Genomic DNA, 25,742 nt, shown 5'->3' on the forward strand with positions numbered 1-25,742 from the left:
CGTGCTGGGCGTTGCCGCGGCGGGGCCGCGCCACGCCGCCGGGCCCTGGTCCCGCTTCAGCCTGCTGGCTGCCGGCGAATGAGGAAGGGCCCCGGCCGCGCGCGCCTCCCCGTGCTCTGGCTGCTGGCGGCAGGCCTGGCAGGCTGCGCCGCGCCGCCCCCGGCCGTGCCGCCGCCGGCGTCGCCGCGCCGTGCCACCCTGCCGCGGCCCCCGCCGGCCGCGCCGCCGGTTGAGGCGGCATGGGAATTCCGTGTCGTCAGCGGCACCTGCACCGCCACGCTGCGGCATCCGGATGCGGTGGTGGAATTCGCCGCCGGCCCGGCACCGATGCTCCGCCTGGCTGCGCGCGGCGTGGCGGAGGGCGCGGCGCGGGTCACCCGGCTCCGCTTCCGGGGCGAGGCTGGCGCGTGGAGCCTGGTGCTGCGGGATGCCCCGGCCACCGAGCGGCGCCTCGATGCCGCGATGGCAGAGCGGCTGCGCGCACTGCTGGCGGGCGGGCGGCTGGGCCTGTCGCGGCAGGATTCGCAGGCGCTGGCGCTCGGCGTGCCGGATTCCGGCGTCTCCGGCCGCGCCTGGTTCGGCTGTGTCGCCGCGTTGCGGCCGGCGCCGGGCGCAGCGCCGGCCAAGGGGCCCGCCGAGGGGCCCGGCGAGGATGCGTCCGGGTGATGCTGCACCGCGGTTCCGGCTTGCGGGGATGGGCATAGGCTGGTCTGATCCACTCGGGACGGCATGAACGGGAGAATGGAATGCTTCGCAGGACCCTGCTGAAGACAGGCGCGGCCATGGGCGGCGCCGCGGCGTTGCCGCGCGTCTCGGTCGCGCAGCCGGCACGCGTGTTGAAGATGGTGCCGCAGGCCAACCTGACCAGCCTGGACCCGGTCTGGACCACGGCGAACATCACCCGCAACCACGGCCACATGATCTACGACACGCTCTATGGCCTGGACGCGCAGTTCCGGCCGCAGCCGCAGATGGCGGCGGGGCATGTGGCCGAGGATGGCGGCAAGCGTGTCGTCATCACGCTGCGCGACGGGCTGAGGTTCCACGACGGCAGCCCGGTGCTGGCGAAGGATGTGGTGGCCAGCGTCAAGCGCTGGATGCGCCGCAACCCCTTCGGCCAGAAGCTGGCGACGGTGACGGACGAGCTTTCGGCCGATGGCGACAAGAAGGTCGTGTTCCGCCTGAAGCGGCCCTTCCCGGCGATGTTCGCGGCGCTGGCGCAGGTCTCCAACAGCCCGCCCTTCGTCATGCCGGAACGGCTGGCGATGACGGATGCCTTCACCCAGGTGCGGGAGGCGGTGGGCAGCGGCCCGTTCCGCTTCAAGCCGGATGAATACAACTCCGGCAGCCTGGCGGTGTATGAGCGCAATGCGGATTACGTGCCGGTCTCCTCCGGCACGCCCAGCCTGACGGCCGGGCCCAAGGTGGTGCATTTCGACCGCGTCGAGTGGCACATCATCACCGATGCCGCGACCTCTGCCGCCGCCATCCAGACCGGCGAGATCGACTGGTACGAGCAGCCGCCGCCGGAGATCCAGCAGCTGCTGCGCCGCGACCGCAACGTGAAGATCGAGGCGATCGACCCGCTGCCGCTGACCGGCATCCTGCGCTTCAACCACCTGCACGCGCCCTTCAACGACAAGAAGATGCGCCAGGCGATCCTGCCGGCGCTGGCGCAGGAGGACTTCATGCAGGCCGTGGTCGGCACCGACCCGGCGAACTACCAGACCGGCGTCGGCTTCTTCACGCCCGGCACGCCGCTGGCCAATGACGCGGGGATGGGCCCGCTGACCGGGCCGCGCAGCCTGGACCGCGCCAAGGCGCTGATGCGGGAGGCCGGCTACACCAACCAGCCGATGCGCCTGATCGGGCCGACCGACATCCTGGCACCCTCCGCCATGACGCAGGTGGGCGCCGACCTGGTGCGCCGGCTGGGCTTCAATGCCGACATCGCCCTGGCCGACTGGGGCACGGTGGTGCAGCGCCGCACCTCGCGCGAGCCGTTGGACAAGGGCGGCTGGAGCATGCTCTTCACCGCCTTCTCCTCCTTCGACTTCGCCACCCCCGCGGCGCACTACCCGCTGCGCGGCAACGGCACCAGCGCCTGGTTCGGCTGGCCCAGCATCCCGAAGCTGGAGGAGCTGCGCGACGCCTGGTTCGAGGCTCCGGACCTCGCCACCGAGCAGCGCCTGGCGCGGGAGATGCAGACCGTGGCGATGGACGAGCTGCCTTATGTGCCGGTCGGCGCCTACAAGTCGCTGACCGCGCTGCGCAGCAACCTGGTGGACCGCGTCTCCGGCCTCGCGCTGTTCTGGGGCATCCGACGGAGCTGACGCACCGGCCCGCCCGGTTCGCCGGGCGGGCCGCCTTCCTTCCTGCGGCGCCGGGGGGCGGCGCAGATCCGGCATTATTGAGAGCAAGGAACCTTCGGCATGATCGGTCGGCGTGGCGTATTGGCGGCTTCGGCCGCCGCGATGGTCGCACCCAGCGTGGTCTCGGCGCAGGGCGGCGTGGAGCGCACGCTGCGGGTGATCCCGCAGGCCAACCTCACCTCGGTGGACCCGGTCTGGACCACCGCCGTGGTGACCCGCAACCACGCCTTCATGATCTACGACCAGATCTGCGCGCAGGACAGCAAGGGCGAGATCCAGCCGCAGATGGCCGAAGGCTGGACCATCGCGGATGACCAGCTTTCCTGGACCTTCACGCTGCGCGAGGGCCTGGCCTTCCATGACGGCGAACGCGTGCTGGCCAAGGACGCCGTCGCGTCCATCAAGCGCTGGGCGCGGCGCGACCCCTTCATGCAGGTGCTGATCGGCAATGTGGCGGAGGTGGAGGCGCTGGACGACCGCCGCTTCCGCTTCCGCCTGCATCGCCCGGTGCCGCTGCTGAGCATGGCGCTGGGGCAGACGCAGTTCCCCTGCTTCGTCATGCCGGAACGCATCGCCAGCACGGACGCCTTCACGCAGATCCGCGAAACCGTGGGCAGCGGGCCGTTCCGCTTCATCGCCGGGGAGTGGAACCCGGGCCAGCGCGCGGTCTGGGCGAAGAACGAGCGCTACGTGCCGCGCCAGGGCGCGGTGGACGGGCTGGCCGGTGGCCGCGTGCCGAAGATCGACCGGATCGAATGGACCATCATCACCGACCCCGCGACCAGCGCCAATGCGATGAGCCAGGGCGAGCAGGATTACTGGGAATACCCGCTGCACGACCTGCTGCCGCTGCTGCGCCGGAACCGCGAGGTGGTGGTGCAGCAGCGGCTGCTGGATGGCACCTACGGCGTCTGCCGCTTCAACACGCTGCAGCCGCCCTTCAACAACCCGGCGATCCGCCGCGCCGTCGCGATGGCGGTCGACCAGCGCGACTACCTGCGCGCCGTCGCCGGCGAGGACCCGGCGGGCTGGGGCGTCTGCGAGGGCGTCTTCACCTGTGGCACGGCGCTGGCCAATGAATCCGGCAGCGAGATCCTGAAGACCCGCAGCATCGAGCGCGCGAAGCAGGCGCTGGTGGCGGCCGGCTACAAGGGCGAGAAGGTGGTGCTGATCGCGCCCGGCGACTACCCGCAGATCAACGCGCTGTCGCTGGTGACGGCGGACCTGCTGCAGCGCATCGGCATGAATGTGGAATTCGTCTCCACCGACTGGGGCACGCTGATCCAGCGCCGCGCGAGCAAGGAGCCGGTGGAGCGCGGCGGGTGGAGCGTGTTCCACACCACCTCCTCCGGCCAGGCGCTGTCGCTGCCGGTCTACCATCTGTTCCTGCGCGCCAATGCGGCGAGTGCCTGGTTCGGCTGGCCGGACGAGCCGGCGATCGAGCAGCTGCGGCGCGAATGGGTGCAAACCGGGGACCCGGCGGAAAGCCGGCGCATCGCCGAGCAGCTGAACGCCAAGGCGCTGGAATCGATGTACTACATCCCGCTCGGCTTCTACTGGCAGCCCAGCGCCTGGCGCCGCAATGTCACCGGCGTGTTCCGCGCGCCGGCCACCGTATTCTGGAACATCGGCAAGGGCTGAACCCCGCGCAGGGCGGCGGGGCAGGGGGTCTCGCCGCCCGCCGCCAGCTGGCGCGCCACGTCTGGCACGGCGTGTGCACCGCAACCGTCCCGGGCGCGCAACCCGCCGATGCCCGGTGGGGGATGCTGGCGCGCCGCTCAGGGATAAGGCAGTCTGCCCGGAATAAGGGCGGCTGGGGACAAGGGGTTTCAGAATGGATCGCAGGTCACTTCTCAAGGCCGGCCTCGCCGCCGGCACCGTCGCCGCTTCGGGCGGCATCGCGGCGCCGGCCTTCTCGCAGGGCAATGCGCGCACGCTGCGCTTCGTGCCGCAATCGAACCTGGCGAATTTCGACCCGATCTGGGGCACGCAGTATGTCGTGCGCAACGCCTCCGCCATGGTGTGGGACACGCTGTACGGCGTGAACGACCAGCTGGTGCCGCAGCCGCAGATGGTGGAAGGCGAGACGGTCTCCGCCGACGGCCTGACCTGGACCTTCAAGCTGCGCGCCGGCCTGCGCTTCCATGACGGCGAGCCGGTGCGCGCCAAGGACGTTGTCGCCTCCATCACGCGCTGGATGCCGCGCGACCCGATGGGCCAGATGGTCAAGGCGATCCAGAAGGAACTGGTGGCGGTGGACGACACCACCTTCCGCTGGGTGCTCGGCAGCCCTTACCCCAAGCTGAAGTATGCGCTGGGCAAGACCAACACGCCGATCTGCTTCATCATGCCGGAGCGGATCGCCACGAAGTTCGACAGCTTCACGCAGATCACGGAATATGTCGGCTCCGGCCCGATGAAGTTCGTGAAGGAAGCCTGGGTGCCCGGCGCGTCCGCCGTGTTCCAGAAGTTCGACCAGTATGTGCCGCGCAGCGAGCCGGCGAGCTGGCTGGCCGGCGGCAAGCGGATGCTGGTGGACCGCGTCGAATGGGTGGTGATGCCGGACCCGGCGACCGCCGCCGCCGCGCTGCAGAACGGCGAGGTGGATTGGTGGGAGAATCCGATCAGCGACCTGGTGCCGCTGATGCGCCGCAACCGGAACATCGCCGTCGATATCGCGGACCCGCTGGGCAATATCGGCAGCTTCCGCATGAACCACCTGCACAAGCCCTTCAATTCCAAGAAGGTCCGCCAGGCGGTGCTGGCCGCGATGAGCCAGGAAGACTACATGCGCGCCATCGTCGGCACGGACGATGCGCTGTGGAAGGCGCTGCCCGGCTTCTTCACCCCGGGCACCCCGCTCTACACGGAAGCCGGCGGCGACATCCTGAAGGGTGATCGCAACATGGATCGCGCCAAGCGCCTGCTCGCCGAAGGCGGCTACAACAACGAGCCGGTGATCTGCATCGTCGCGCAGGACCAGCCCATCACCAAGGCCCAGGGCGACATCACGGCGGACCTGCTGAAGCGCATGGGCATGAACGTCGATTTCGTGGCGACGGACTGGGGCACCACGGGCCAGCGCCGCGCCATGAAGAACGCGCCGGAATCCGGCGGCTGGGGCATGTTCCACACCTGGCACGCCGGCGCGGACTGCGTGAACCCGGCGGCCTACAACGCGCTGCGCGGCACCGGGCAGCAGGCCTGGTTCGGCTGGCCGGAATCGAAGGGCGTCGAGGACGGCGTCACCGAATGGTTCTCGGCGCCGAACGTGGCGGCGGAGAAGGCGGCGATGGACAAGATCAATGCCGCCGCGATCGACGACGTGGTCTATGCGCCGACCGGCTTCTTCCTGAGCTACACCGCCTGGCGCCGCAACGTCAGCGGCATCGCCAAGGGCCCGCTGCCCTTCTTCTGGGGCGTCGGGAAGGCCTGACCCCACTTCGCCGGACCGGCCGCCTGGCCGGTCCGGCCGAAAAGCTGATCTGAAAGGTCTGAAGCGCGGATGTTTGCTTACGTAGTCCGAAGAGTCCTCGCCACCATCCCCGTCATGGCGATCGTGGCGCTGTTCGTCTTTTCCCTGCTCTACATCGCGCCGGGCGACCCGGCGGCGGTGATCGCGGGCGACCAGGCGACACCGGACGATGTGGAGCGCATCCGCGCGAGCCTGGGCCTCGACCGCCCCTACCTGGTGCGCTTCGGCGCCTGGGTGTGGGACATCATGCGTGGCGACCTCGGCGTGTCGATCTTCACCAACCTGCCGGTCAGCACCATGATCCGGCAGCGCATCGAGCCGACGCTGTCGCTGATGGTGGTGACGCTGATCCTGGCCGTGTCCATCGCCGTGCCGATGGGCGTGGTGGCGGCCTGGCGCCAGGGCACCTGGATCGACCGCGCGGTGATGGCCTTCGCCGTGCTGGGCTTTTCCGTGCCGGTCTTCGTCGTCGGCTATGTGCTGGCCTATTTCTTCGCGCTGGAGTGGGACCTGCTGCCGGTGCAGGGCTACACGCCCTTCGCCCGCGGCTTCTGGCCCTGGCTCGAGAACCTGATCCTGCCGGCCATCGCGCTGGGCAGCGTCTACATCGCGCTGATCGCCCGCATCACCCGCGCGACGATGCTGGAGGTGCTGCAGCAGGACTACATCCGCACGGCGCGCGCCAAGGGCCTGAACCAGGGCGGCATCCTGTTCCTGCATGCGCTGAAGAATGCCGCGGTGCCGATCATCACCGTCATCGGCATCGGCATCGCGCTGCTGATCGGCGGCGCGGTGGTGACGGAAAGCGTCTTCGCCATCCCCGGCCTCGGCCGGCTGACGGTGGATGCCATCCTGCGGCGCGACTACCCGGTGATCCAGGGCGTCGTGCTGCTGTTCAGCTTCGTCTATGTGCTGGTGAACCTGGCCATCGACCTCGCCTATACCCTGTTCGACCCGAGGATCCGGTATTGAGCTCCATCGTGATGGGCGGCGGTTCCGCCGCCAGTCTTCCGCCCGGCGTCAATGCCGCCGTGCCGATGCAGGACATCATGCCGCCGGTGAAGCCGAAGAAGGGCGTGATCGGCTTCCTGCGCCGCAACCCGACGATCGCGATCGGCGGCTTCCTGGTGCTGCTGATGGTGTGCATCGCCATCTTCGCGCCCTTCCTGTTCACCAAGGACCCGACCGCGCTGGCGCCGGCGCTGCGCACGCGCGAGCCTTCCGCGCGCTTCTGGTTCGGCAGCGACATGCTGGGCCGCGACATCTACTCCCGCGTGCTGTACGGCGCGCGCGTCTCGCTCACCGTCGGCTTCGCGGTGGCGATCTGCGCTTCCGCCATCGGGCTGTTCATCGGCCTGGTCTCCGGCTTCATCCGGGTGGCGGACAGCATCATCATGCGGATCATGGACGGCATGATGTCCATCCCCTCCATCCTGCTGGCGATCGCGCTGATGGCGCTGACCCGCGGCAGCGTGGGCAATGTGGTGCTGGCCATCACGGTGGCGGAGATCCCGCGCGTGTCGCGCCTGGTGCGCGGCGTGGTGCTGTCGCTGCGCGAACAGCCCTATGTGGATGCCGCCGTGGCCTCCGGCACGCGGACGCCGATGATCATCATCCGCCACATCCTGCCGAACACGCTGGCGCCGCTGACCGTGCAGGCCACCTATATCTGCGCCAGCGCCATGATCACGGAGGCGATCCTGTCCTTCATCGGGGCCGGGACGCCGCCCATCATCCCCTCCTGGGGCAACATCATGGCGGAGGGCCGGGCGCTGTGGCAGGTGAAGCCGTACATCGTCTTTTTCCCCGCCATTTTCCTGTCCATCACCGTGCTCGCGGTGAACCTGCTGGGTGACGGGCTGCGCGATGCGCTCGATCCGCGCATGGCGAAGAGGCTGTAGACACCATGGCACTGCTCGAAATCGAGGCGTTGCAGACGCATTTCCGCACGCCGGATGGCATCAACCGCGCCGTGGACGGCGTCTCCTTCCACGTCAATGCGGGGGAGACGCTGGCCATCGTGGGCGAATCCGGCTGCGGCAAGTCCGTCACCGCCATGTCCATCCTGCGCCTGATCCCGGAGCCGCCCGGCAAGATCGCCGGCGCCATCCGCTTCAACGGCCGCAACCTGCTGGAAGCCTCCGACAAGGAAATGCGGGCGATCCGCGGCAACGAGATCAGCATGATCTTCCAGGAGCCGATGACCAGCCTGAACCCGGTGCTGACCGTGGGCCGGCAGATCGGCGAGACGCTGCGCCTGCACCAGGGGCTTTCCGCCCAGGCGGCGGAAGACCGGGCGGTGGAGATGCTGAACCTGGTCGGCATTCCCGAAGCCAAGCGGCGCGTGCGCGAATACCCGCATCAGCTTTCGGGCGGCATGCGCCAGCGCGTGATGATCGCCATCGCGCTGGCCTGCAACCCGAAGCTGCTGATCGCGGATGAGCCGACGACGGCGCTCGACGTCACCATCCAGGCGCAGATCCTGGATTTGATGCGCGACCTGAAGCACCGAGTCGGCGCGGCCATCGTGCTGATCACCCACGATCTCGGCGTGGTGGCCGAAGTGGCGGAGCGGGTGGTGGTGATGTATGCCGGCAAGAAGGTGGAGGAGGCGCCGGTGCACGCGCTGTTCAACAGCCCGCGCCACCCCTACACCCAGGGCCTGCTCGGCTCCGTCCCCAAGCTCGGCTCCTCCCTGACCGGGGAGGCGACGCGGCTGGCGGAGATTCCCGGCCTGGTGCCCAGCCTGAAGCAGAAGATCCCGGGCTGCGTCTTCGCCTCCCGCTGTCCGCATGCCACCGAGCTCTGCACGGCCGTGGCGCCGGCGCTGGAGGAGAAGGCACTGGGGCATGTCGCCGCCTGCCACTATGCCTTGCGTGAAGGGGCCCTCGCCGCATGAGCACCGCCCCCCTGTTGCAGGTCAACGACCTGAAGAAGCACTTCCCGATCCATGGCGGGTTCTTCGGCGGCGTCACCGCCAAGGTCTATGCGGTGGACGGCATCTCCTTCGACATCGCGAAGGGGGAGACGCTGTCGCTGGTGGGCGAATCCGGCTGCGGCAAATCCACCGTCGGCAAGGCGCTGCTGCGGCTGTTCCCGCTGACCGATGGCCAGGTGATCCTGGACGGCACCCGCATCGACGACATGCCCGGCGGCACGCTGCGGCCGCTGCGGCGCCGCATGCAGGTGGTGTTCCAGGACCCCTTCAGCAGCCTGAACCCGCGCATGCGGGTGCGCGACATCCTGGCCGAGCCGATCCGCAATTTCGGCCTGTCCAAAAGCTCGGCCGACCTGGAGGCGCGGCTTTCGGCGCTGATGGACAAGGTGCGCCTGCCGCGTGATGCGGTGAACCGCTGGCCGCATGAATTCTCCGGCGGCCAGCGCCAGCGCATCGGCATCGCCCGCGCCCTGGCCGGCGAGCCGGACCTGATCATCTGCGACGAGGCGGTCTCGGCGCTGGACGTCTCGGTAAAGGCGCAGATCGTCAACCTGCTGCAGGATTTGCAGGCGGAGCTTGGCCTGGCGATGCTGTTCATCAGCCACGACCTGGCGATCGTGGAGCACATGACGCACCGGGTGGCGGTGATGTATCTCGGCAAGATCGTGGAGGTGGCGCCGCGGCGCAGCCTGTTCGGCGCGCCGAAGCACCCCTACACGGAAGCCCTTCTGTCCGCCGTGCCGCAGCCGACGCCGGGCATCCAGCGCCAGCGCATCATCCTGAAGGGCGATGTGCCGAGCCCGATCAACCCGCCCAAGGGCTGCCGCTTCCACACCCGCTGCCCCTACGCCTTCGACCGCTGCCGGACGGAGGAGCCGGCGCTGCGCCCGGTGGCGGATGCGCTGGGGGAGGGGCATGTCGCCGCCTGCCACCTGCACGACCGCCCGGCCGCGGACAATCCGCTGGCCGGCGCCAAGGGCGCGGCGCTGCTGGCGGTTGGCTGAAAGGTGGCGGGGCGGGACGGATGGCCGATGATCCCCTGCTCTGCAAGGCCGGCCCCTTCGGTGGGGACCGGCTGAGCGGGTCGGCAACCTCGCTGTTGCAGACGGGCCTGGACCGCTATTTCGGTCACTTCGACATGGGCCGCACCGCCATGTCCACGCCGGCTGGGACGGGGGCGAACCTGTCGGGCAGCGCCTGGTCCGCCCCGCCATTCGCCTTCACGCCGGCGGTGTTCAGCACCGCGGGCCAGCAGCCCACCGGCCCGGCGACCCTCGCCAGGACAGCGGAGGGCGTGAAGGTGGTCCGGATCACCGCGGCGGAGTTCAAGATCTTCACCGGCAAGTACACGCCGAATCGCGAGGTCGCGCGCATCCTGTGCGACGACACCTCCGGGCTCCTCTGGTTCCACAACCTCAACCGGTCGTCCCTTCGGCTCTGCCACTTCCTGGCGCAGATGGCGCATGAATCCACCCGGTTCTCGCAGCTGCGCGAATTGCTCGGCTACAGCACGCCGGAGCGGATCGTCGAGGTTTTCGGCCCCGGGCATTCGGCCAAGGTGACGCTGGAAGAAGCCAAGGATCTGGTGAACAACGCGGCTGCGCTGGCCGAACGGGTCTATGGCCTGGGCAATCCGACCAAGGCCAAGGAATTCAACCACACGGTCAAGGGCGAGGGACTGAAATACCGCGGGCGCGGCCTGGTTCATCTGACGGGCAAGGCGAACTACGAAAAGATGGGAAACCACCCCGACATCCAGCTTCCCCTCGTCGCGCAGCCTGAACTGGCGGAGGAGCCCCTGAATGCCCTCCGTATCGCCGTCTGTTTCTGGAAAAGCCGGAACCTGGATGCCTTGGCGGATGTCGATGACATCGTGACCATTACCAAGCGCATCAATGGCGGGGACAATGGATTGTCGGACCGCAAGGGCCTGCTGAAGACGGCGAAGAGTCTCTGGCTGGATCGCGCACCGGAATAGTGCTTCCGCGACCCGGGGCGGGGGCGCGCCACGCTTGACGTGGCGCGGCCCCGGGACGACTCTCCGGGGCCATGGCGGCCCGCAATCCGGGCCGTGAGGCCAATTCTGGGGGAGAGGCGCGATGCCGCAGGTCACGCTGACGGTCAACGGCACGAAACACACGGTGGAGGTCGAGGCCCGCACCCTGCTGGTCGAGGCATTGCGGGAGACGCTGCGCCTCACCGGTACCCATGTCGGCTGCGACACCAGCCAGTGCGGCGCCTGCGTGGTCCACATGGGTGGCGACAGTGTGAAGTCCTGCACCATCCTGGCCGTGCAGTGCGAGGGCAGCGACATCACCACCATCGAGGGCCTGGCGGCCGCCGACGGCACGCTGCACCCGATGCAGGAAGCCTTCCGCGAATACCATGCGCTGCAATGCGGCTTCTGCACCCCCGGCATGGTGATGTCCGCCATCGACCTGGTGAACAAGCACCCGGATGGCATGACGGAACAGCAGATCCGCGAGGGTCTGGAGGGCAACCTCTGCCGCTGCACCGGCTACCACAATATCGTCAAGGCGATCGCCGCGGCGCAGGACGTGATGCACGGCCGCGTTTCCGAACTGGCGCGCGCCGCCGCCGAATAGCACCGGGTCACCGGTTGGGTACTCCGCGGCAGGCCCCCCGGCAGAGGGGGCACCGCGGCGGGCCAGCCTGTTGCAACGCGACGGGGAGGATCTGAGAAATGAACGTGGTGACGCCCTTCGAGGGCATCGGCGCCAGCCTGCGCCGCAAGGAGGATTTCCGCTTCCTGCAGGGCCGCGGCCAGTATGTGGATGACATCAACCGCCCGGGCCAGACCCATGCGGTGATGCTGCGCAGCCCGCACGCCCATGCGACCATCGACCGCATCGACACCGCCGCTGCCCGCGCCATGCCGGGGGTGAAGGCCATCTTCGTGGGCGAGGACATGGCGGCCGAGGCGATCGGCGGCATCCCCTGCGGCTGGCAGATCCACAACAAGGACGGCTCGCCGATGGCGGAGCCGATGCACCCCGCGCTGGCGCTGGGCAAGGTGCGCCATGTGGGCGACCCGGTGGCGGTGGTGATCGCGGAAACCAAGGCCCAGGCGCGGGACGCGGCGGAAGCCATCCTGGTGGCCTACACGCCGCTGCCCGCCGTCTCCGGCACGGAAGCCGCGCTGAAGCCCGGCGCGCCGCAGGTGCATGAGGCGGCGGCCGGCAATCTCTGCTACGATTGGCACATCGGCGACAAGGCGGCGCAGGAAGCGGCCTTCGCCCGCGCCGCGCGGGTGGTGAAGTTCGAGACCACGAACAACCGCCTGGTGCCCAACGCCATGGAGCCGCGCGCGGCGATCGGTGATTTCGACGCCTTCTCGGGCGACTACACGCTCTACACCACCAGCCAGAACCCGCATGTGATCCGGCTGCTGATGGGCGCCTTCGTGCTGCACATCCCGGAGAGCAAGCTGCGCGTGGTGGCCCCCGATGTCGGCGGCGGCTTCGGCTCCAAGATCTACCACTATGCCGAGGAGGCGATCGTCACCTGGGCCGCCGGCAAGGTGAAGCGGCCGATCAAATGGACCTGCGAGCGGTCCGAATCCTTCATGTCCGACGCGCATGGCCGCGACCATGTCAGCACCGCGGAGCTGGCCCTGGATGCCGAGGGGAAGATCCTTGGGCTGAAGGTGCACACGCTGGCCAATATGGGCGCCTATCTGTCCACCTTCGCGCCCTGCGTGCCCACCTATCTCTACGCCACGCTGCTGTCCGGCGTGTACGCCACGCCGGTGATCTATGCCGAGGTGAAGGCCGTCTTCACCAACACCGTGCCGGTGGATGCGTACCGCGGTGCCGGGCGGCCGGAGGCGACCTATCTGCTGGAACGGCTGATGGATGTGGCCGCCGCGGAGGCGGGGCTGGACAAGGTGGAATTCCGCCGCCGCAACTTCATCCGCCCGGACCAGTTCCCCTACCAGACGCCGGTCGCCCTGCAATATGACAGCGGCGACTACCACGCGACGCTGGCCATGGCGCTGGAGGCGGCGGACTGGGCCGGCTTCGAGGGCCGTCGCGCCGCGGCCAAGGCGCAGGGCAGGCTGCGCGGCATCGGCATCTCCACCTATGTGGAAGCCTGCGGCATCGCGCCTTCCGCCGTGGTGGGCAGCCTCGGCGCCCGGGCCGGGCTGTATGAGGTGGGCACCATCCGCGTGCACCCCACCGGCAGCGTCACCGTGCTGACCGGCGCGCACAGCCACGGCCAGGGGCATGAGACCACCTTCGCCCAGCTGGTCGCGGACAAGCTCGGCGTGCCGACGGCCAATGTGGACATCGTGCATGGCGACACAGCCAAGGTGCCCTTCGGCATGGGCACCTATGGCAGCCGCTCGCTCGCGGTCGGCGGCTCCGCCATGGACAAGGCGATGGACAAGATCATCGCCAAGGGCAAGCGCATCGCCGCCCATCTGATGGAAGCGAGCGTCGAGGATGTGGAGTTCGAGCGCGGCACTTTTCGGGTGGCCGGCACGGATCGCACCAAGAGCCTCACGGACATCAGCCTGGCGGCCTATGTCCCGCACAACTACCCGATCGACGAGATCGAGCCGGGGCTGGAGGAAACCGCCTTCTACGACCCGAAGAACTTCACCTATCCGGGCGGCTGCCATATCTGCGAGGTGGAGATCGACCCGGATACCGGCCGCACCACGGTGGTGAATTTCACCGCCGTGGACGATGTCGGCCGGGTGATCAACCCGATGATCGTGGAAGGCCAGGTGCAGGGCGGCATCGCCCAGGGCATCGGCCAGGCGCTGCTGGAGGCGGCGGTCTATGATGCCTCCGGGCAGCTGCTCTCCGGCTCCTTCATGGATTATACCATGCCGCGGGCCGGCGACCTGCCGGATGTGGGGGTGGCCACCCACACCACGCTCTGCACCCACAACCCGCTGGGGGTGAAGGGCTGCGGCGAGGTGGGGGCCATCGGCTCCCCGCCCGCGGTGATGAATGCGGTGGTGGACGCGCTGCGCGACTATGGCGTGCGCCATGTTGAAATGCCGGCGACGCCGCAGAAGATCTGGGGCATCGTCAACGCCCATCGGATCGCGGCCGAATAGCTGAGGGGATCGGACCATGTATGATTTCGCCTACCACAAGCCCGCCTCGGTCGCGGATGCCGTCAAGATCCTGGCCGCGGACCCCGAGGCGCGGCCGATCTCCGGCGGCATGACGCTGCTGCCGGCGCTGAAGCTGCGGCTGAACCGGCCCTCCGCCGTGGTCGACCTCTCCGGCATCGCCGAGCTGCGCGGCGTGACCCGGAAGGGCGACACGCTGGTGATCGGCGCCCTGACGAAGCACTACGAGGTCGCGACCTCGGCCGAGGTGAAGGCCGCGATCCCGGCGCTGGCCGCCATGGCACACACCATCGGCGACACCCAGGTGCGCAACCGCGGCACCATGGGCGGCTCCGTCGCCAACAACGACCCTTCCGCCGACTACCCGGCGGCGCTGCTGGCGCTGGGCGCCACCATCGAGACGGATAAGCGCCAGCTGCCGGCGGATGAATTCTTCAACGGCATGTTCACCACGGCGCTGGAGGTGGGGGAGCTGGTGACGGCGATCCACATCCCCATCCCGGAAAAGGCCGGCTACGCCAAGATGCGCAACCCGGCCAGCCGCTACGCCATGGCCGGCGTTTTCGTGGCGAAGACGGCCGCCGGCGTGCGCGTGGCGGTGAATGGCGCCGGCGCCAATGGCGTGTTCCGGGAGAAGGCGATGGAAGCCGCGCTGGCCGCCAACTGGTCGGCGGATGCGGTGGCCGGCATCAAGGTGGACCCGTCCCTGCTGAACGGCGACATCCATGGCAGCGCCGAATACCGCGCGCATCTGGTGACGGTGATGGCCAAGCGCGCGGTGGTGGATGCCGGCTGAGGCTCCGTCCCATGATGAACTGGTGGCGCGCCATGAACGCGCCACCGACGACATCCTGCATCTTCACCTGCGCAATCCGGCCAACAGCGATGGCCGGCTGATCGTCACCTTCGCCACGCACAACAATGGCGCGCGCTATGCCTCGCTGGAGGCGATCCACCGTCGGCTGCCGATGGATATCCTGGCCTTCCGCGACCCTTCCAACGGCTACTACCTGTACCAGGATGGCGGCGCCCGTTTCGGCGCGCTGCTGCGCGCATTGGTGCAGGGCTATGATCCGGCGAAGATCCTGCTCTTCGGCTCCTCCATGGGCGGCTATGCGGCGCTGCGCTGGGCGATCGAGCTGGGCGCGAGCTGCGTCGTCTCGAACCCCCAGGTGAACCTTGATTCGGCGGCGGCGCATGCCTGGGCCGACCTGCGCGCCAATATCCTGCGCATTCCGCACCGCGTGAACCTGGACGAACTGCCGCCCGGTCCGCGCCAGGCCGTGCTGACCGTGCTGCACAGCCGGCATGCGATGGATCTCGACGCGATGCGCCGCCTGTTCGGCTTCTGGCTGACCGCGCCGGGCATGGCGTTGAACCTGGAACAGGCGGCGGAGGAGGCGCATGCCTATCTGATCCGCGACTTCCCGCATTTCCGCCAACTGGTGGAGACCACGCTGGCGCAGCGCAAGGCGCTGGCCCAGGTGCCACGCCGGCCCGCCGCCGTCGTCGCCGCCTGACCCGCCCTTCCCAAGCCCCGACCCAGCCGGCAGTCTGCGCCCGGCAGCAGGAGCGTGACGGTGCGGATCGACGACCCCGAGGTGATGGCGGAAGTGCGCGCGGTGTTCGACCGCTACGAGGCGGCGCTGATGGCGAACCGCACGGCGGAGTTGGACGCGATCTTCTGGGCCGACCCGCGCACCGTACGCTTCGGCATCGCCGAGATCCTGTATGGCCATGACGCGATCCGGGCCTTCCGCGCCTCCGTCACCGCCTATGCGCAGCGCACCCAGCGCCAGGTGCGCATCACCGCCTTCGGGGCGGACGTGGCGGCCACCCACCTGGAGTATGAGCGAATCGGCACCGGCCTGGTGGGGCGGGAGACCAAGATCATGGCGCGCATCCCGGGGCAGGGCTGGCGCGTGGTCTCGGCGCATGTCTCGCTGCTGGCGGGCGGCGATCCGGGCCGGGTGATGGGAGAGGCACGGTGAGCGCCGCCTTGACCATGCGCCAGGATGCGGCGCCGCATGTGGTGGTGATCGGCGCCGGCATCGTCGGTGCCGCCACCGCGCTGGGGGCGCTGCGCGAAGGCTTCCGGGTGACCCTCATGGATCCCGGGGAGCCGGGGGGCGAACAGGCGGCGAGCTACGGCAATGGCTGCTGGCTCAGCCCCATGTCGGTGATCCCGCCCGCCGGCCCCGGCCTGTGGCGCAAGGTGCCGGGCTTCCTGGCGGATCCGCTGGGGCCGCTGGCGATCCGCTGGTCCTACCTGCCGCGGGTGCTGCCCTGGCTGGCGCGCTACCTCTGGGCCGGCTGGACGGAAGCCAAGGTGGAGGCCGCGGCCCGCGCGCTGCGCCCGCTGCTGGTCGGCGCCCCGGCGCTGCACAAGGCGCTGGCGGAGGAGGCCGGCGTCGGCCGGCTGATCGAGCAGCGCGGCCTGGTCTACATCTATGAGAACCGCGGCCAGTTCGAGGCGGAGGCGATGGCCTGGCGCATCCGCCGCAAGGTCGGCATCGAATGGCTGGAACTCGGCGCGGATGAGATGCGGCAGCGGGAGCCCGAGCTGGACCGCCGCTACACCTTCGGGGCGCTGGTGGAGGAAGGCGGCCATTGCCGCGACCCCGGCGCCTACGTCGCCGCCCTGGTGGACCATGCGCGGGCTGAAGGCGCGGAGCTGCGCCGGGAGGCCGCCACCGGCTTCCGCATCGAAGGCGGGCGGCTGCAGGCGGTGCTGACCTCGGAAGGGGAGGTGGCGGCGGACCGCGCGGTGATCTGTGCCGGTGCCCGATCCCGCCCCCTGGCCGCCGCCGCCGGTTCGCGCGTGCCGCTGGAGACCGAGCGCGGCTACCACGCCATGGTGGTGGGGGCCGAAGTCGGGCCACGCACGCCGATGATGCCCTATGACGGCAAGATGTCGATCACCTGGACCGACCGCGGCCTGCGCTGCGCCGGCCAGGTGGAGATCGCGGGGCTGGAGGCGGCGCCAAACTGGAAGCGGGCCGAGATCCTGCGCGACCATCTGCTGCGCTGCTTCCCCGCCCTGCCGCGCGACCTGCCGGCCAGCCGGGTGAAGGTCTGGATGGGCCATCGCCCCTCCATGCCCGACGGCCTGCCCTGCCTCGGCCCTTCCGCGGCCTCGCCGGATGTGCTGCTGGCCTTCGGGCATGGCCATGTCGGGCTGGTGGCGGCGCCGCGCACGGCGCACGCGGTTGTGGATCTGCTCGCGGGAAGGACTCCGGCGCTTGATCTGCAGCCATTTCGTCCCACGCGCTTCGCCTGAGCACCCTTTTCGCTGGTTTTTCTTGCTTCCTGGTGCAATCTTGCATGGTGGCGGCCCTGCATCGTGTCGGGTCGCGTCCACAAGTACGGATTGCATAAGATCGTGTTTCCCGACAACGAGCAGGGCGGCGCCGGGTCCGTCGAAGCCGAAGTGAAGTGGTACAATGCCCGGAAGGGGTTCGGTTTCGTTCTGGGCCCGGATGGGCAGGACGTCTTCTTCCACGCCTCGGCCCTGACCGAGGCCGGCATCGAGCCGCCGGATACCGGCGACAAGCTGAACTGCGAGATCGGGACCGACCGCCAGGGCCGTCGCCTCGTCACGCGCATCTACTCGGTCATCAAGGGCCCGGGTGGCGGTGACCGCGGTCCGCGACCGGGCGGCTTCGGCGACCGTCCGCCGCGCCGTGACTTCGGCGCCGGCGGTGGCTTCGGCGATCGTCCGCCGCGCCGCGACTTCGGCGCCGGCGGTGGCTTCGGGGACCGTCCGCCGCGCCGCGACTTCGGCGCCCCGGCCGGTGGCGGCTTCGGTGGTGGCGGCGGCTTCGGCGATCGCCCGCCGCGCCGCGATTTCGGCGGCGGGGCCGGTGGCGGCTTCGGCGCGCCGCGGGGCAATTTCGGTGACCGCCCGCCGCCGCGCCGCGACCGCGCGGAAGAAGGCGGCCCGACCTATGCCGTGAACGGCACGGTGAAGTGGTTCGACCAGGTGCGCGGCTTCGGCTTCGTCACCCCGGAAGATGGCGGGCAGGACGTGTTCCTGCATTCCTCGGTCCTGCAGCGCGCCGGCCGCGCCGATGTGCAGCAGGGTGAGAAGGTGGCGCTGGACGTGCGCGACGGCCAGCGCGGCCGCCAGGCTGTCAACATGAAGGAATAGCCCGCCCCGCTTCGGCGCTTCGGCCCTATTCCGCCCCGGTCACGCAAGTGGCCGGGGTTTTTCGCGTGCTGACCCTGGTGGCGCAGCGGCCCCGGGCGAGGGTTCCGGGCCTCCCATGACCATGTCCGAATGCCCTGGCTGGCGCCCGGCCGGTCGGCTGCATGGTCCAGCCGGACGATGATCGGGTTATTTTGGCGGCGATCATTTTCCCGTAACATCTTAACCAGTTGTTCAGATGTTGCGGGCGAGTGTGAGCAGACCGTTACGGCCGCCTCGACTCTTCCGAGACACCGCAAGCGGCTCGCCGGACGGGAAAAGCCCGAAGGGAAGACGCCAATGACCAGCATGCAGCATCTCGATCCGCCGCTCGCTTCCTTCCGTCCGCCGGGCGGGGAGGGTCGGTTGTTCTACGATCCCGTGCTCCGGCTCGGCATCTCCTGGCTCGACACCCCGCCGCGCTCGCAGCCGGAGGGGACCGCCGAGTTGGCGCAGGCGGTGGCGGGAATCGTGCAGCTGGCCGCTTCCCGCGCCCGCGCCGCCGGCGATTTCGCCGCGCTGCGCGATGCGGTGGAAAGGGCGCTGCTGGGGGCCGAGGATAGCGGCCAGGACCCGCGCGAATCCGGGCTGCCCGAACCGCCGGCCATCGAGGATGTGGACCTGGGGGAGGCGGAGCGGCTGACTGCGCTGATGCGCCGCCAGTCGGGCAGCTGAAGGATCAGAACCGGCGCGGCCGCAGCCCGCCATGGAACCAGCTGACCAGCGTGTAGATGTCATAGACCGGCAGGCCGAGCTCGGCCTGAAGCGCGGCCGCATAGGGCGGCATGTTGGTGCATTCCAGCACGATGGCGCCGACCTCGGGATGCCGCGCCACCAAGGCGCGCCCGGCCTGCAGGATATCCTGCTCGGCCAGCGCCACATCCATGTCCTGCTTCTCGCCCTTGATCAGGACGCGGAAGAATTCCTTCCCGTCCTCCGTGCCCTGTACGGGAATGTCCAGCGGTACGCCCGCCGCCTGCAGATGCGCCGGCGTCAGCGATCCGCGGCTGACGGTGACCACCCCGACCCGCTGCCCGGGTGGCAGCAGCGCCTGCACCCAGGGCACCTGCATCAGGGACGACGTCGCCACCGGCACCTTCACCGCCGCCGCCAGCTCCGCCTGGAACAGCGACAGGAAACCACAATTGGTGGTGATGGCCTCCGCCCCCAGATCCACCAGATCCCGCGCCGCCTCGATGAAGGCGGGCAGCAGGCCGGGCGCGCCCTGCAGCACCACCCTCTCCGGGCTGGCGCCGCGCACCACGCGGAACAGCACCGGGAAGGGCCAGGTCTCGCCATTGCCCATGTCGCCGGGAATGCGCGGGAAGCGCGCCTCCAACATCAGGATTCCGAGCGGGGCGCCGTAGATGGATTTGCCGCCCCGCGCGAGGCGCGGAGCATGATTGCTGCTGTGCATCGGATGAGCCTAGGCCAAGCCTGCTTTCTGTCCAGCCGGTGATGGCAAGGGGTTGCGTGGCGGGTGCTGCCTCGGTTCTTCTGCTGCCTGGCAATAACCGGAACGGGCCCCGACATGAAGCTGAGACACCGCCTCCTCCTGCCCCTGCTCGCCCTGATGGGCGCGGCCGCCCCGGCCCTGGCGCAGGACAACTGGCCCTCGCGGCCGATCGAATTCCTCGGCGGCTTCCCCAATGGCTCGGGCGTCGACATCTATGCCCGCAAGCTGGCGGCGCCGCTTTCCCAGGCGCTGGGCGTGCCGGTGGTGGTGAACAACCGCGTCGGCGCCGGCGGCAACATCGCCTCCGCCTACGTCGCCAAGGCGCGGCCGGATGGATACCTGATCCTGTTCGGCACCGCCGGCACCCATGCAATCAATGCCACGCTGTATCGGAACCTGCCCTTCAACCCGATGCGCGACGTCACCCACATCGCGCATCTGGGCGATGTGCCGAACGTGCTGATCACCTCCATCCAGCACCGGCCGCAATACACCGCCTGCCAGGCGGTGCTGGCCGATGCCCGGGCACGCCCGGGCGCACTGAACTATGCCAGCACGGGCAATGGCGCCTCCACCCACCTGGCGGGCGCGCGCTTCGCCGTCGCCTCCAACATCGAGATGGTGCATGTGCCCTTCACCGGGCAGGGCGGCGCCGTGACCTCGCTGCTCGGTGGGCAGACGGATCTGTTCTTCAACCAGGTGGGCCCGGCGCTCGGCCTGGTGCAGCAGGGCGCGGTGCGGGCGCTGGGCGTCACCACGCCGCAGCGCCTGTCCGTGCTGCCGGACGTGCCGACCATTGCCGAGGCCTGCAACCTGCCGGGCTTCGAGAGCACCACCTGGTACGGGGTCTTCGGCCCTCCCGGCATGCCGGCGGCGATCCAGCAGCGGCTGAACGCCGAGATCCGCAAGATCATCGAGGCGCCGGAGTTCCGCGACTGGCTGGTGAACAGCCAGGGCATCGCGCCGTCCACCGTGCGCACGACGGAGGAATTCCGCCAGGTGCATGAGCAGGACATCGCCCGCTGGGGCGAGGTGGTGCGCGCCGCCCGCGCCAGCGTGGACTGAACCGGGGAGGGGGCGCCACGGCGCCCCCCTTTCCGCTACAGGATGAACTCGGCCGCCGTCAGCGCGTGCAGGCCGGAAAGCACCACATACATCTCTGGCGACGTGTCCGCGTCGGCACTGTCCAACTGCACCACCGTGTTGCCGAAGGCCTGCACGAAGCGCACCCCCGCCACGCCCGCGGTGAAGGCGCCGCCGCCGAGGAAGGTGAAGCCCTGCACGCCCGGTGCCGCCAGGTCGCCATCGATGGCGGCAAAGTCCAGCCGGTCCTCGCCCACCACGAAGTCCAGCACGCGGTCGCGCAGGGCCAGGCTGCTTTCCTCCAGCGCGGTCCAGCGGAACACGTCCGGCCCGGCATCGCCGCGCAGCCGGTCGGCGCCCAGCCCGCCTTCCAGCGTATCGGCCTCCGCCCCGCCCAGCAGCACGTCGTTGCCGGCGCCGCCCAGCAGCCAATCCGCGCCGGCCTCGCCCAGCAGGTAGTCGGCGCCCTCGCCGCCGGCGAGGAAATCGGCGCCGGTGCCGCCGAACAGCCGGTCATCGGCCGCGCCGCCATCCAGGCTGTCATCGCCGGCATCGCCCATCAGCCGATCGCGGTCGGCGCCGCCTTCCAGCACATCGGCCTCCGCACCGCCCAGCAGCGTGTCGTTGCCCTCCTCCCCACGCAGCGTGTCGGCGCCGAGGCCGCCGGAGAGCAGGTCGTTGCCCGCGCCGCCGGCCAGGCCGTCATCGCCCGCCTCGCCGAGCAGCCGGTCCCGACCGAAGCCGCCTTCCAGCGCGTCGTTGCCATCGCCGCCCACCAGCCGGTCATCGCCCCGCCCACCCTGCAGCAGATCCTCGCCGCCCAGGCCCAGCAGCGTGTCGTCGCCGGCCAGGCCGGACAGCGTGTCGGCCCCCTCGCCGCCGCGGCGCCAATCGGCGATGGCCGGGTCCGGCGCGTCCTGGGTCAGGAAGTCGCCGCTGTTGACGCTGGCATAGACCGCCTGGTCGGCCGGGATCAGCGCCATGCGGCCGGATTCCGGCGTCGTTTCCGTCACGTCGTCGGCCAGCAGGAACAGGGTCACCACCTGCTCCGTCTCCCCGGCCGCGAAGGCGACGGTGCCGGAGAGGCTGCCGGCCGGGAAATCCGCGGCGGAGAGGCCGGATGTCTCGAACACCCAGCCCAGCGTGCGCGCCACCGCCACATCGGCGCCGCTGCGGGTGAAGCGGAAGGCGATGGGCGTGTCCGCCTGCCCTTCCAGGGCGAAGGCGGGCTCGGGCGTGATCAGCAGGGCGCTGTCATCGTCAAGGATGGTGCCGGTGGCGCTGGCCGCCAGAATCGGCTGGCCGACGGGGTTGGACAGGGTCAGCGTCAGCGTCTCATCCGCCTCCACCAACCCGTCATCCAGCAGCGCCACGCGCAGGGTCTGGCTGGCCTCGCCCGGCGCGAAATCCAGCGTGCCGGTGCCGGCCGTGAAGTCCAGGCCGGCCACCGCGGTGCCCGCGGCGAGGCTGAAATCGACGCTGCCGGATGCGGTGGCATCGCCGCGGGTGACGGTGAAGACCAGCTCGCCGGAGGATTCTGCCGCGCTGGCATCCTCCACCGCGAAGCCGCCCGCGACCGGCGTGTCGTCATCCGTGATGGTCACCACCACGCTGTCATTCAGCAGGATGCTGCCGCCCGGGCTCAGGAAGGCGACCGGCGCGGTCGAAAGCTCCAGCCGGAAGGTCTCCGCCGTGAAGCCGAGGCCCGGCAGCGCCTCGTCGATCGCGTCCCGGTTGATGGGAATGAAGAGGGATTTCTGCGTCTCCCCGGGCGCGAAGGTGATGCTGCCGGAGGTCTCCAGCAGGTCGGAGTCCACATTGGCGAAGCCGAGTCCGGTGGCCTGGTTCACCGCCTGCCAATCGACCGTGACGCTGTGCTGCACGCCGGCCACCAGGCGCACCTCCACGGCGGCGAAGGTGGCGCCGGCGCCGGTGCCCTCCACCACCACGGTATCCTCGGCGCTGATCTCCGCCGTCACCCAGCCCTGGCGGTAGGCGTAGTGCCAGAGGCCGGGCTGGCCGATGATGTTGCCCGTGGTCACCAGCGCGGTGGCCGCATCCGGGTTGGTTGCGGCGTCGAGGCTCGGCGGCAATTCGGTGATGACCACGTCGCCATCGATGACGGTGCTGAAATCCGTCATCACCGCGCGGCCGGCATTGGTCGTGAAGAACAGGTTGTCGCGGAAGTTGAAGGAGGGCCACTCCAGCGATTCGTAGCGGAAGGTCACGTCGAAATCGATCGAGGTGGCGCCGGGGTTGGTGGCGGGGGCGATCTGCAATTGGAAGGCGTTGCGGCCCGATGCCTCGCTGATCTCCGCGCCGCCGCCGGATTGCGGCAGCACGTCGTCCCAGGTGACGGTGACGATGCCGGTCACCGCGTCCAGGTCATACCAGACCTGGTTGCTGCCGGTGGAACTGCCGCCCGCGCTGGCCGGCAGGGCGGTGGCATCGGTGTCCACCGGGCTCCAGAAGGGGGCCAGGATCGGGGCGATGGTGTCGCCGAAGCTTGCATCCAGCCCGCCGGCGCCGGGGCCGGCGAAGGGGATGGCGGGCAGTTCGGCACGTCCGCCATCCGCCGGGCGGAACTGGATGAAGCCATCCTGGTTCACCCACAGCGCCTGGTAGTCATTGCCGAGGAATTTCAGCCCGCCATTGGCATTGTAGAAGGCGGAGAGGTCGATCGGGACCAGGCTCCACCGATCCCCGGCATTGAGCGAATTTTCGCCGAAGCCGGCGGAACCGCCGAGACCGGTGACCAGGTTTGCCATGCGAGCCGCCCTTGTTGCATTGGCGGCAGGATGGCCGGCCGGTCGATGCTGTCAATCTTCGGTCTATTTCATCCCGTTGCATCGAGGACCAGGCGGCGGCGCCTCACCAGGATTGCGCGCCGGGCCGCAGGATCGCCTTGGTGGTGGTTGCCAGGTTGCGCGGCGCCGGCCTGGGCATCTGCGGCCGTTCCTGCCGGCCCCAGCCGGGGGCGTCCAGCACGCTGCCGCCTTCCATGACGATTCGGCCGCGCACGATGGTGGCCACCGGCGCGCCCACCGTCTGCATCCCCTCGAAGGGGGTGAACAGGCTGCGGGTGCTGTGCAGCGCCGCGCCGCGGATCACGCCTTCCTTCGCCGGGTCGACCACCGCGATGTCGGCATCCGCGCCGGGCTGGATGACGCCCTTGCGGGGATAGAGCCCGAAGGCCCTGGCCGGCGCGGCGCAGGCCATGCGCACATACTGCTCCATGCTCGTGCGCCCCTGATGCACCAGGGTGAGCATCAGCCGCATGGAGGTCTCCACCCCGGGGAAGCCGCAGGCATTGTCCCAGAAGCTGGCATGCTGCTTCTCCGCCATCGCGTGCGGCGCGTGGTCGGTGCCCAGCATGTCGATGGTGCCGTCCAGCAGCGCGGACAGGATCGGTTCCTGCTGTGCCCTTTCGCGGATCGGCGGGTTCAGGCGGGCGATGCGGGCGCTGTCGCCCGTCAGGTCCTCGGCGGCGAGCAGGAAATACTGCGGTCCGGTCTCCACCGTCATCGGCACGCCGCGTGCCTTGGCCGCGCGGATGATGGGCAGCGACCGCATGCAGCTTTCATGCACGATATGGATGCGCGCGCCGGTCCATTCGGACAGGGTGATGGAGCGGTTGAGGCTTTCCAGCGCCACGATATCCGCCCGCGCCGCCAGATGCGCGTAGGCATCGTCGCGGCCTGCGGCCTTCATGCGGTTCTCGCGCCAGAACAGCATGGGCGAGTTCTCGGCATGGATGGCGCAGCGCAGGCCGAGCTCGGCCAGGATCTCGAAGCCTTCCAGCACCGCGCCGTCATTCGGTGCCGGCAGGTTGCCCGTGGTGTTGCCGTAGAACAGCTTGAAGCCGATGACCCCGGCTTCCGCCAGGGCGGGCAGCGCCTCCAGCGAGCGTTCGTCCAGCAGGCCGTACAGGCCGTAATTCACATGCGCCTGGCGGGCGGCGGCTTCCTGTTTCATCGCCAGCGCGTCCAGCGACCACACCGGCGGGTCCGTGTTCGGCATGTCGAAGACGGTGGTGACGCCGCCGGCCGCCGCGGCGCGGGTGCCGGTGGTCCAGTCCTCCTTCTGCGTCATCCCCGGCTCGCGGATATGCGTGTGCACGTCGATGGCGCCGGGGATGACGAATTTGCCGGTGGCTTCCAGGGTGCGCCGGGCGCGGGGTGCGAAGCCAGGGTGGCCGACGAAGGCCACCAGCCCGTCCTTCACCGCGACATCCGCCGCGAAGCGCCCGGTCTCGTTCACCACGATGCCGCCGGTGATGAGCAGATCCGCGTAGAGCTCGACCATGGTCAGATCACCCAGCCGCCATCGACGGTGAAGTCCTGCCCCGTCGTCTGGCGCGACAGGTCGGAGGCGAAGAACAGCACGGCATTCGCCACATCCACATCCGTGCTGATGCGCCGCAGCGCATATTCGCTGGCATGCTTCACGCGCGCTTCCTCCAGGCCGATGCCCTCCTTGCGCGCCATGGTGGCCAGCACATTCTCGAAGCGGTCGCCCTCCACCATGCCGGGGGCGACGATGTTGACGTTGATGTTGTGCGGGCCGAGTTCCAGGGCCGCCGACTTCGTCAGCCCGCGCAGGCCCCATTTGCTGGCGGAATAGGCGCTGCGCCCGGCGCGGCCGCGCATGCCGAAGGTGCCACCGACATTGACGATCTTGCCCGAGCCCGCCGCGATCATGGTCGGCGCGAAGGCGCGCATGGTGAGGAAGCAGCCGGTGACGTTCAGGCGGAGGATGTCGTCGAATTCCGCCGGCGTCGTCTCCCAGAAGGTCTTTCCCAGGGGGCCGCGGCCGCCGGCGATGTTGATCAGGGCGTCGCAGCGGCCGAAGCGGTCGAGCACGGCCTTGGCCATGGCGTCCACGCTGGCCGCATCCATCAGGTCGCATCCGAAGATCTCGGCGCGGCGGCCGCTGGCGCGCGCCTCCGCGGCGACCGGCTCAATGGCGGCGGTGTCGCGGCCGACCAGCGCCAGATCCGCGCCGTGTTCCGCCAGCAGCCGCGTGCAGGCGGCACCCATCCCCTTGGCGGGGCCGGTCACCACCGCCACGCGATCCTTCAACAGCATTGGTGGCCATCCTTCAGGCGCCATGAATCGATGAA

22 protein-coding genes are annotated in these 25,742 nt (G+C 69.7%); 18 read left to right on the forward strand and 4 right to left on the reverse strand.

The features are described 5' to 3' along the window. Nucleotides 1–78: 78 nt before the first annotated feature. From HEQ75_RS20730 to HEQ75_RS20810, 17 genes are all read left to right on the forward strand, one after another. Nucleotides 79–666 carry a hypothetical protein gene (locus HEQ75_RS20730; protein WP_168034027.1) on the forward strand — a complete coding sequence of 196 codons (588 nt, stop codon included), beginning with the start codon at nt 79–81 and terminating at the stop codon, nt 664–666. Between the two features lie 80 nt (nt 667–746). Beyond that, nucleotides 747–2,333, forward strand: a complete 1,587-nt coding sequence (locus tag HEQ75_RS20735; RefSeq protein ID WP_168034028.1) for an ABC transporter substrate-binding protein — start codon at nt 747–749, stop codon at nt 2,331–2,333. Nucleotides 2,334–2,432: 99 nt separating this feature from the next. Continuing rightward, on the forward strand, nt 2,433–4,013 hold the full coding sequence (locus HEQ75_RS20740; RefSeq protein ID WP_168034029.1) for an ABC transporter substrate-binding protein: 1,581 nt from the start codon (nt 2,433–2,435) through the stop codon (nt 4,011–4,013). A gap of 193 nt (nt 4,014–4,206) precedes the next feature. Beyond that, complete coding sequence (locus HEQ75_RS20745) at nt 4,207–5,808, forward strand: ABC transporter substrate-binding protein (RefSeq protein WP_168034030.1); 1,602 nt, start codon at nt 4,207–4,209, stop codon at nt 5,806–5,808. 69 nt (nt 5,809–5,877) lie between these two features. Further along, the gene (locus tag HEQ75_RS20750; protein WP_168034031.1) at nt 5,878–6,819 is read left to right on the forward strand and encodes an ABC transporter permease; all 942 of its coding nucleotides are present in this window, start codon (nt 5,878–5,880) and stop codon (nt 6,817–6,819) included. Continuing rightward, nucleotides 6,816–7,748 carry an ABC transporter permease gene (locus HEQ75_RS20755; protein WP_456237394.1) on the forward strand — a complete coding sequence of 311 codons (933 nt, stop codon included), beginning with the start codon at nt 6,816–6,818 and terminating at the stop codon, nt 7,746–7,748. The genes HEQ75_RS20750 and HEQ75_RS20755 overlap by 4 nt, the downstream gene beginning before the upstream one ends. A gap of 5 nt (nt 7,749–7,753) precedes the next feature. After that, nucleotides 7,754–8,746, forward strand: a complete 993-nt coding sequence (locus HEQ75_RS20760) for an ABC transporter ATP-binding protein (protein ID WP_168034032.1) — start codon at nt 7,754–7,756, stop codon at nt 8,744–8,746. After that, nucleotides 8,743–9,789 carry an ABC transporter ATP-binding protein gene (locus HEQ75_RS20765; RefSeq protein ID WP_168034033.1) on the forward strand — a complete coding sequence of 349 codons (1,047 nt, stop codon included), beginning with the start codon at nt 8,743–8,745 and terminating at the stop codon, nt 9,787–9,789. The genes HEQ75_RS20760 and HEQ75_RS20765 overlap by 4 nt, the downstream gene beginning before the upstream one ends. A 20-nt stretch (nt 9,790–9,809) precedes the next feature. Further along, entirely contained in the window at nt 9,810–10,763 is a 954-nt protein-coding gene (locus HEQ75_RS20770; protein ID WP_168034034.1) for a glycoside hydrolase family 19 protein, read from the forward strand. A 121-nt stretch (nt 10,764–10,884) separates the two neighbouring features. Then, complete coding sequence (locus HEQ75_RS20775; protein ID WP_168034035.1) at nt 10,885–11,391, forward strand: (2Fe-2S)-binding protein; 507 nt, start codon at nt 10,885–10,887, stop codon at nt 11,389–11,391. Nucleotides 11,392–11,489: 98 nt separating this feature from the next. Then, the gene (locus HEQ75_RS20780) at nt 11,490–13,877 is read left to right on the forward strand and encodes a xanthine dehydrogenase family protein molybdopterin-binding subunit (RefSeq protein WP_168034036.1); all 2,388 of its coding nucleotides are present in this window, start codon (nt 11,490–11,492) and stop codon (nt 13,875–13,877) included. Between the two features lie 16 nt (nt 13,878–13,893). Next, entirely contained in the window at nt 13,894–14,691 is a 798-nt protein-coding gene (locus HEQ75_RS20785; protein WP_168034037.1) for an FAD binding domain-containing protein, read from the forward strand. A gap of 22 nt (nt 14,692–14,713) precedes the next feature. Next, nucleotides 14,714–15,415: a YqiA/YcfP family alpha/beta fold hydrolase gene (locus HEQ75_RS28400; RefSeq protein ID WP_168034038.1), complete on the forward strand. Its 702-nt coding sequence runs from the start codon at nt 14,714–14,716 to the stop codon at nt 15,413–15,415. A 60-nt stretch (nt 15,416–15,475) separates the two neighbouring features. Continuing rightward, entirely contained in the window at nt 15,476–15,886 is a 411-nt protein-coding gene (locus HEQ75_RS20795; protein WP_168034039.1) for an AtzH-like domain-containing protein, read from the forward strand. Further along, a complete protein-coding gene (locus HEQ75_RS20800) occupies nt 15,883–17,175 on the forward strand; it encodes an NAD(P)/FAD-dependent oxidoreductase (protein WP_328734541.1) in 1,293 nt (430 codons plus the stop codon). Before HEQ75_RS20795 ends, HEQ75_RS20800 begins: the two co-directional genes overlap by 4 nt. A 102-nt stretch (nt 17,176–17,277) precedes the next feature. Next, on the forward strand, nt 17,278–18,045 hold the full coding sequence (locus tag HEQ75_RS27930; protein WP_328734543.1) for a cold-shock protein: 768 nt from the start codon (nt 17,278–17,280) through the stop codon (nt 18,043–18,045). Nucleotides 18,046–18,381: 336 nt separating this feature from the next. Next, on the forward strand, nt 18,382–18,756 hold the full coding sequence (locus HEQ75_RS20810; protein ID WP_168034040.1) for a hypothetical protein: 375 nt from the start codon (nt 18,382–18,384) through the stop codon (nt 18,754–18,756). Nucleotides 18,757–18,760: 4 nt separating this feature from the next. Here HEQ75_RS20810 and HEQ75_RS20815 read toward each other — a convergent pair whose 3' ends face one another. Next, nucleotides 18,761–19,498, reverse strand: coding sequence for an aspartate/glutamate racemase family protein (locus HEQ75_RS20815; RefSeq protein WP_168034041.1), 738 nt, complete (start codon nt 19,496–19,498; stop codon nt 18,761–18,763). Nucleotides 19,499–19,612: 114 nt separating this feature from the next. Here HEQ75_RS20815 and HEQ75_RS20820 point away from each other — a divergent pair, with 114 nt between their 5' ends. Further along, nucleotides 19,613–20,602 carry a Bug family tripartite tricarboxylate transporter substrate binding protein gene (locus tag HEQ75_RS20820; RefSeq protein ID WP_168034042.1) on the forward strand — a complete coding sequence of 330 codons (990 nt, stop codon included), beginning with the start codon at nt 19,613–19,615 and terminating at the stop codon, nt 20,600–20,602. A gap of 35 nt (nt 20,603–20,637) precedes the next feature. Here HEQ75_RS20820 and HEQ75_RS20825 read toward each other — a convergent pair whose 3' ends face one another. The 3 genes from HEQ75_RS20825 to HEQ75_RS20835 form a co-directional block, all read right to left on the reverse strand. Further along, on the reverse strand, nt 20,638–23,388 hold the full coding sequence (locus HEQ75_RS20825; RefSeq protein ID WP_168034043.1) for a Calx-beta domain-containing protein: 2,751 nt from the start codon (nt 23,386–23,388) through the stop codon (nt 20,638–20,640). A 103-nt stretch (nt 23,389–23,491) separates the two neighbouring features. Then, nucleotides 23,492–24,925, reverse strand: coding sequence for a dihydroorotase (locus tag HEQ75_RS20830; RefSeq protein WP_168034044.1), 1,434 nt, complete (start codon nt 24,923–24,925; stop codon nt 23,492–23,494). Nucleotides 24,926–24,927: 2 nt separating this feature from the next. Next, the gene (locus HEQ75_RS20835) at nt 24,928–25,707 is read right to left on the reverse strand and encodes an SDR family NAD(P)-dependent oxidoreductase (protein ID WP_168034045.1); all 780 of its coding nucleotides are present in this window, start codon (nt 25,705–25,707) and stop codon (nt 24,928–24,930) included. Nucleotides 25,708–25,742: the final 35 nt, after the last annotated feature.

The organism is Falsiroseomonas selenitidurans (genome assembly GCF_012103215.1).
Classification (GTDB): domain Bacteria; phylum Pseudomonadota; class Alphaproteobacteria; order Acetobacterales; family Acetobacteraceae; genus Falsiroseomonas; species Falsiroseomonas selenitidurans.

Excerpts from the sequence above, each read along its gene's own strand:
- HEQ75_RS20730 (WP_168034027.1), top strand. The coding sequence starts at position 79 with ATGAGGAAGGGCCCCGGCCGCGCGCGCCTCCCCGTGCTCTGGCTGCTG.
- HEQ75_RS20735 (WP_168034028.1), top strand. The coding sequence starts at position 747 with ATGCTTCGCAGGACCCTGCTGAAGACAGGCGCGGCCATGGGCGGCGCC.
- HEQ75_RS20740 (WP_168034029.1), top strand. The coding sequence starts at position 2,433 with ATGATCGGTCGGCGTGGCGTATTGGCGGCTTCGGCCGCCGCGATGGTC.
- HEQ75_RS20745 (WP_168034030.1), top strand. The coding sequence starts at position 4,207 with ATGGATCGCAGGTCACTTCTCAAGGCCGGCCTCGCCGCCGGCACCGTC.
- HEQ75_RS20750 (WP_168034031.1), top strand. The coding sequence starts at position 5,878 with ATGTTTGCTTACGTAGTCCGAAGAGTCCTCGCCACCATCCCCGTCATG.
- HEQ75_RS20760 (WP_168034032.1), top strand. The coding sequence starts at position 7,754 with ATGGCACTGCTCGAAATCGAGGCGTTGCAGACGCATTTCCGCACGCCG.
- HEQ75_RS20765 (WP_168034033.1), top strand. The coding sequence starts at position 8,743 with ATGAGCACCGCCCCCCTGTTGCAGGTCAACGACCTGAAGAAGCACTTC.
- HEQ75_RS20770 (WP_168034034.1), top strand. The coding sequence starts at position 9,810 with ATGGCCGATGATCCCCTGCTCTGCAAGGCCGGCCCCTTCGGTGGGGAC.
- HEQ75_RS20775 (WP_168034035.1), top strand. The coding sequence starts at position 10,885 with ATGCCGCAGGTCACGCTGACGGTCAACGGCACGAAACACACGGTGGAG.
- HEQ75_RS20780 (WP_168034036.1), top strand. The coding sequence starts at position 11,490 with ATGAACGTGGTGACGCCCTTCGAGGGCATCGGCGCCAGCCTGCGCCGC.
- HEQ75_RS20785 (WP_168034037.1), top strand. The coding sequence starts at position 13,894 with ATGTATGATTTCGCCTACCACAAGCCCGCCTCGGTCGCGGATGCCGTC.
- HEQ75_RS20810 (WP_168034040.1), top strand. The coding sequence starts at position 18,382 with ATGACCAGCATGCAGCATCTCGATCCGCCGCTCGCTTCCTTCCGTCCG.
- HEQ75_RS20815 (WP_168034041.1), bottom strand. The coding sequence starts at position 19,498 with ATGCACAGCAGCAATCATGCTCCGCGCCTCGCGCGGGGCGGCAAATCC.
- HEQ75_RS20820 (WP_168034042.1), top strand. The coding sequence starts at position 19,613 with ATGAAGCTGAGACACCGCCTCCTCCTGCCCCTGCTCGCCCTGATGGGC.
- HEQ75_RS20825 (WP_168034043.1), bottom strand. The coding sequence starts at position 23,388 with ATGGCAAACCTGGTCACCGGTCTCGGCGGTTCCGCCGGCTTCGGCGAA.
- HEQ75_RS20830 (WP_168034044.1), bottom strand. The coding sequence starts at position 24,925 with ATGGTCGAGCTCTACGCGGATCTGCTCATCACCGGCGGCATCGTGGTG.
- HEQ75_RS20835 (WP_168034045.1), bottom strand. The coding sequence starts at position 25,707 with ATGCTGTTGAAGGATCGCGTGGCGGTGGTGACCGGCCCCGCCAAGGGG.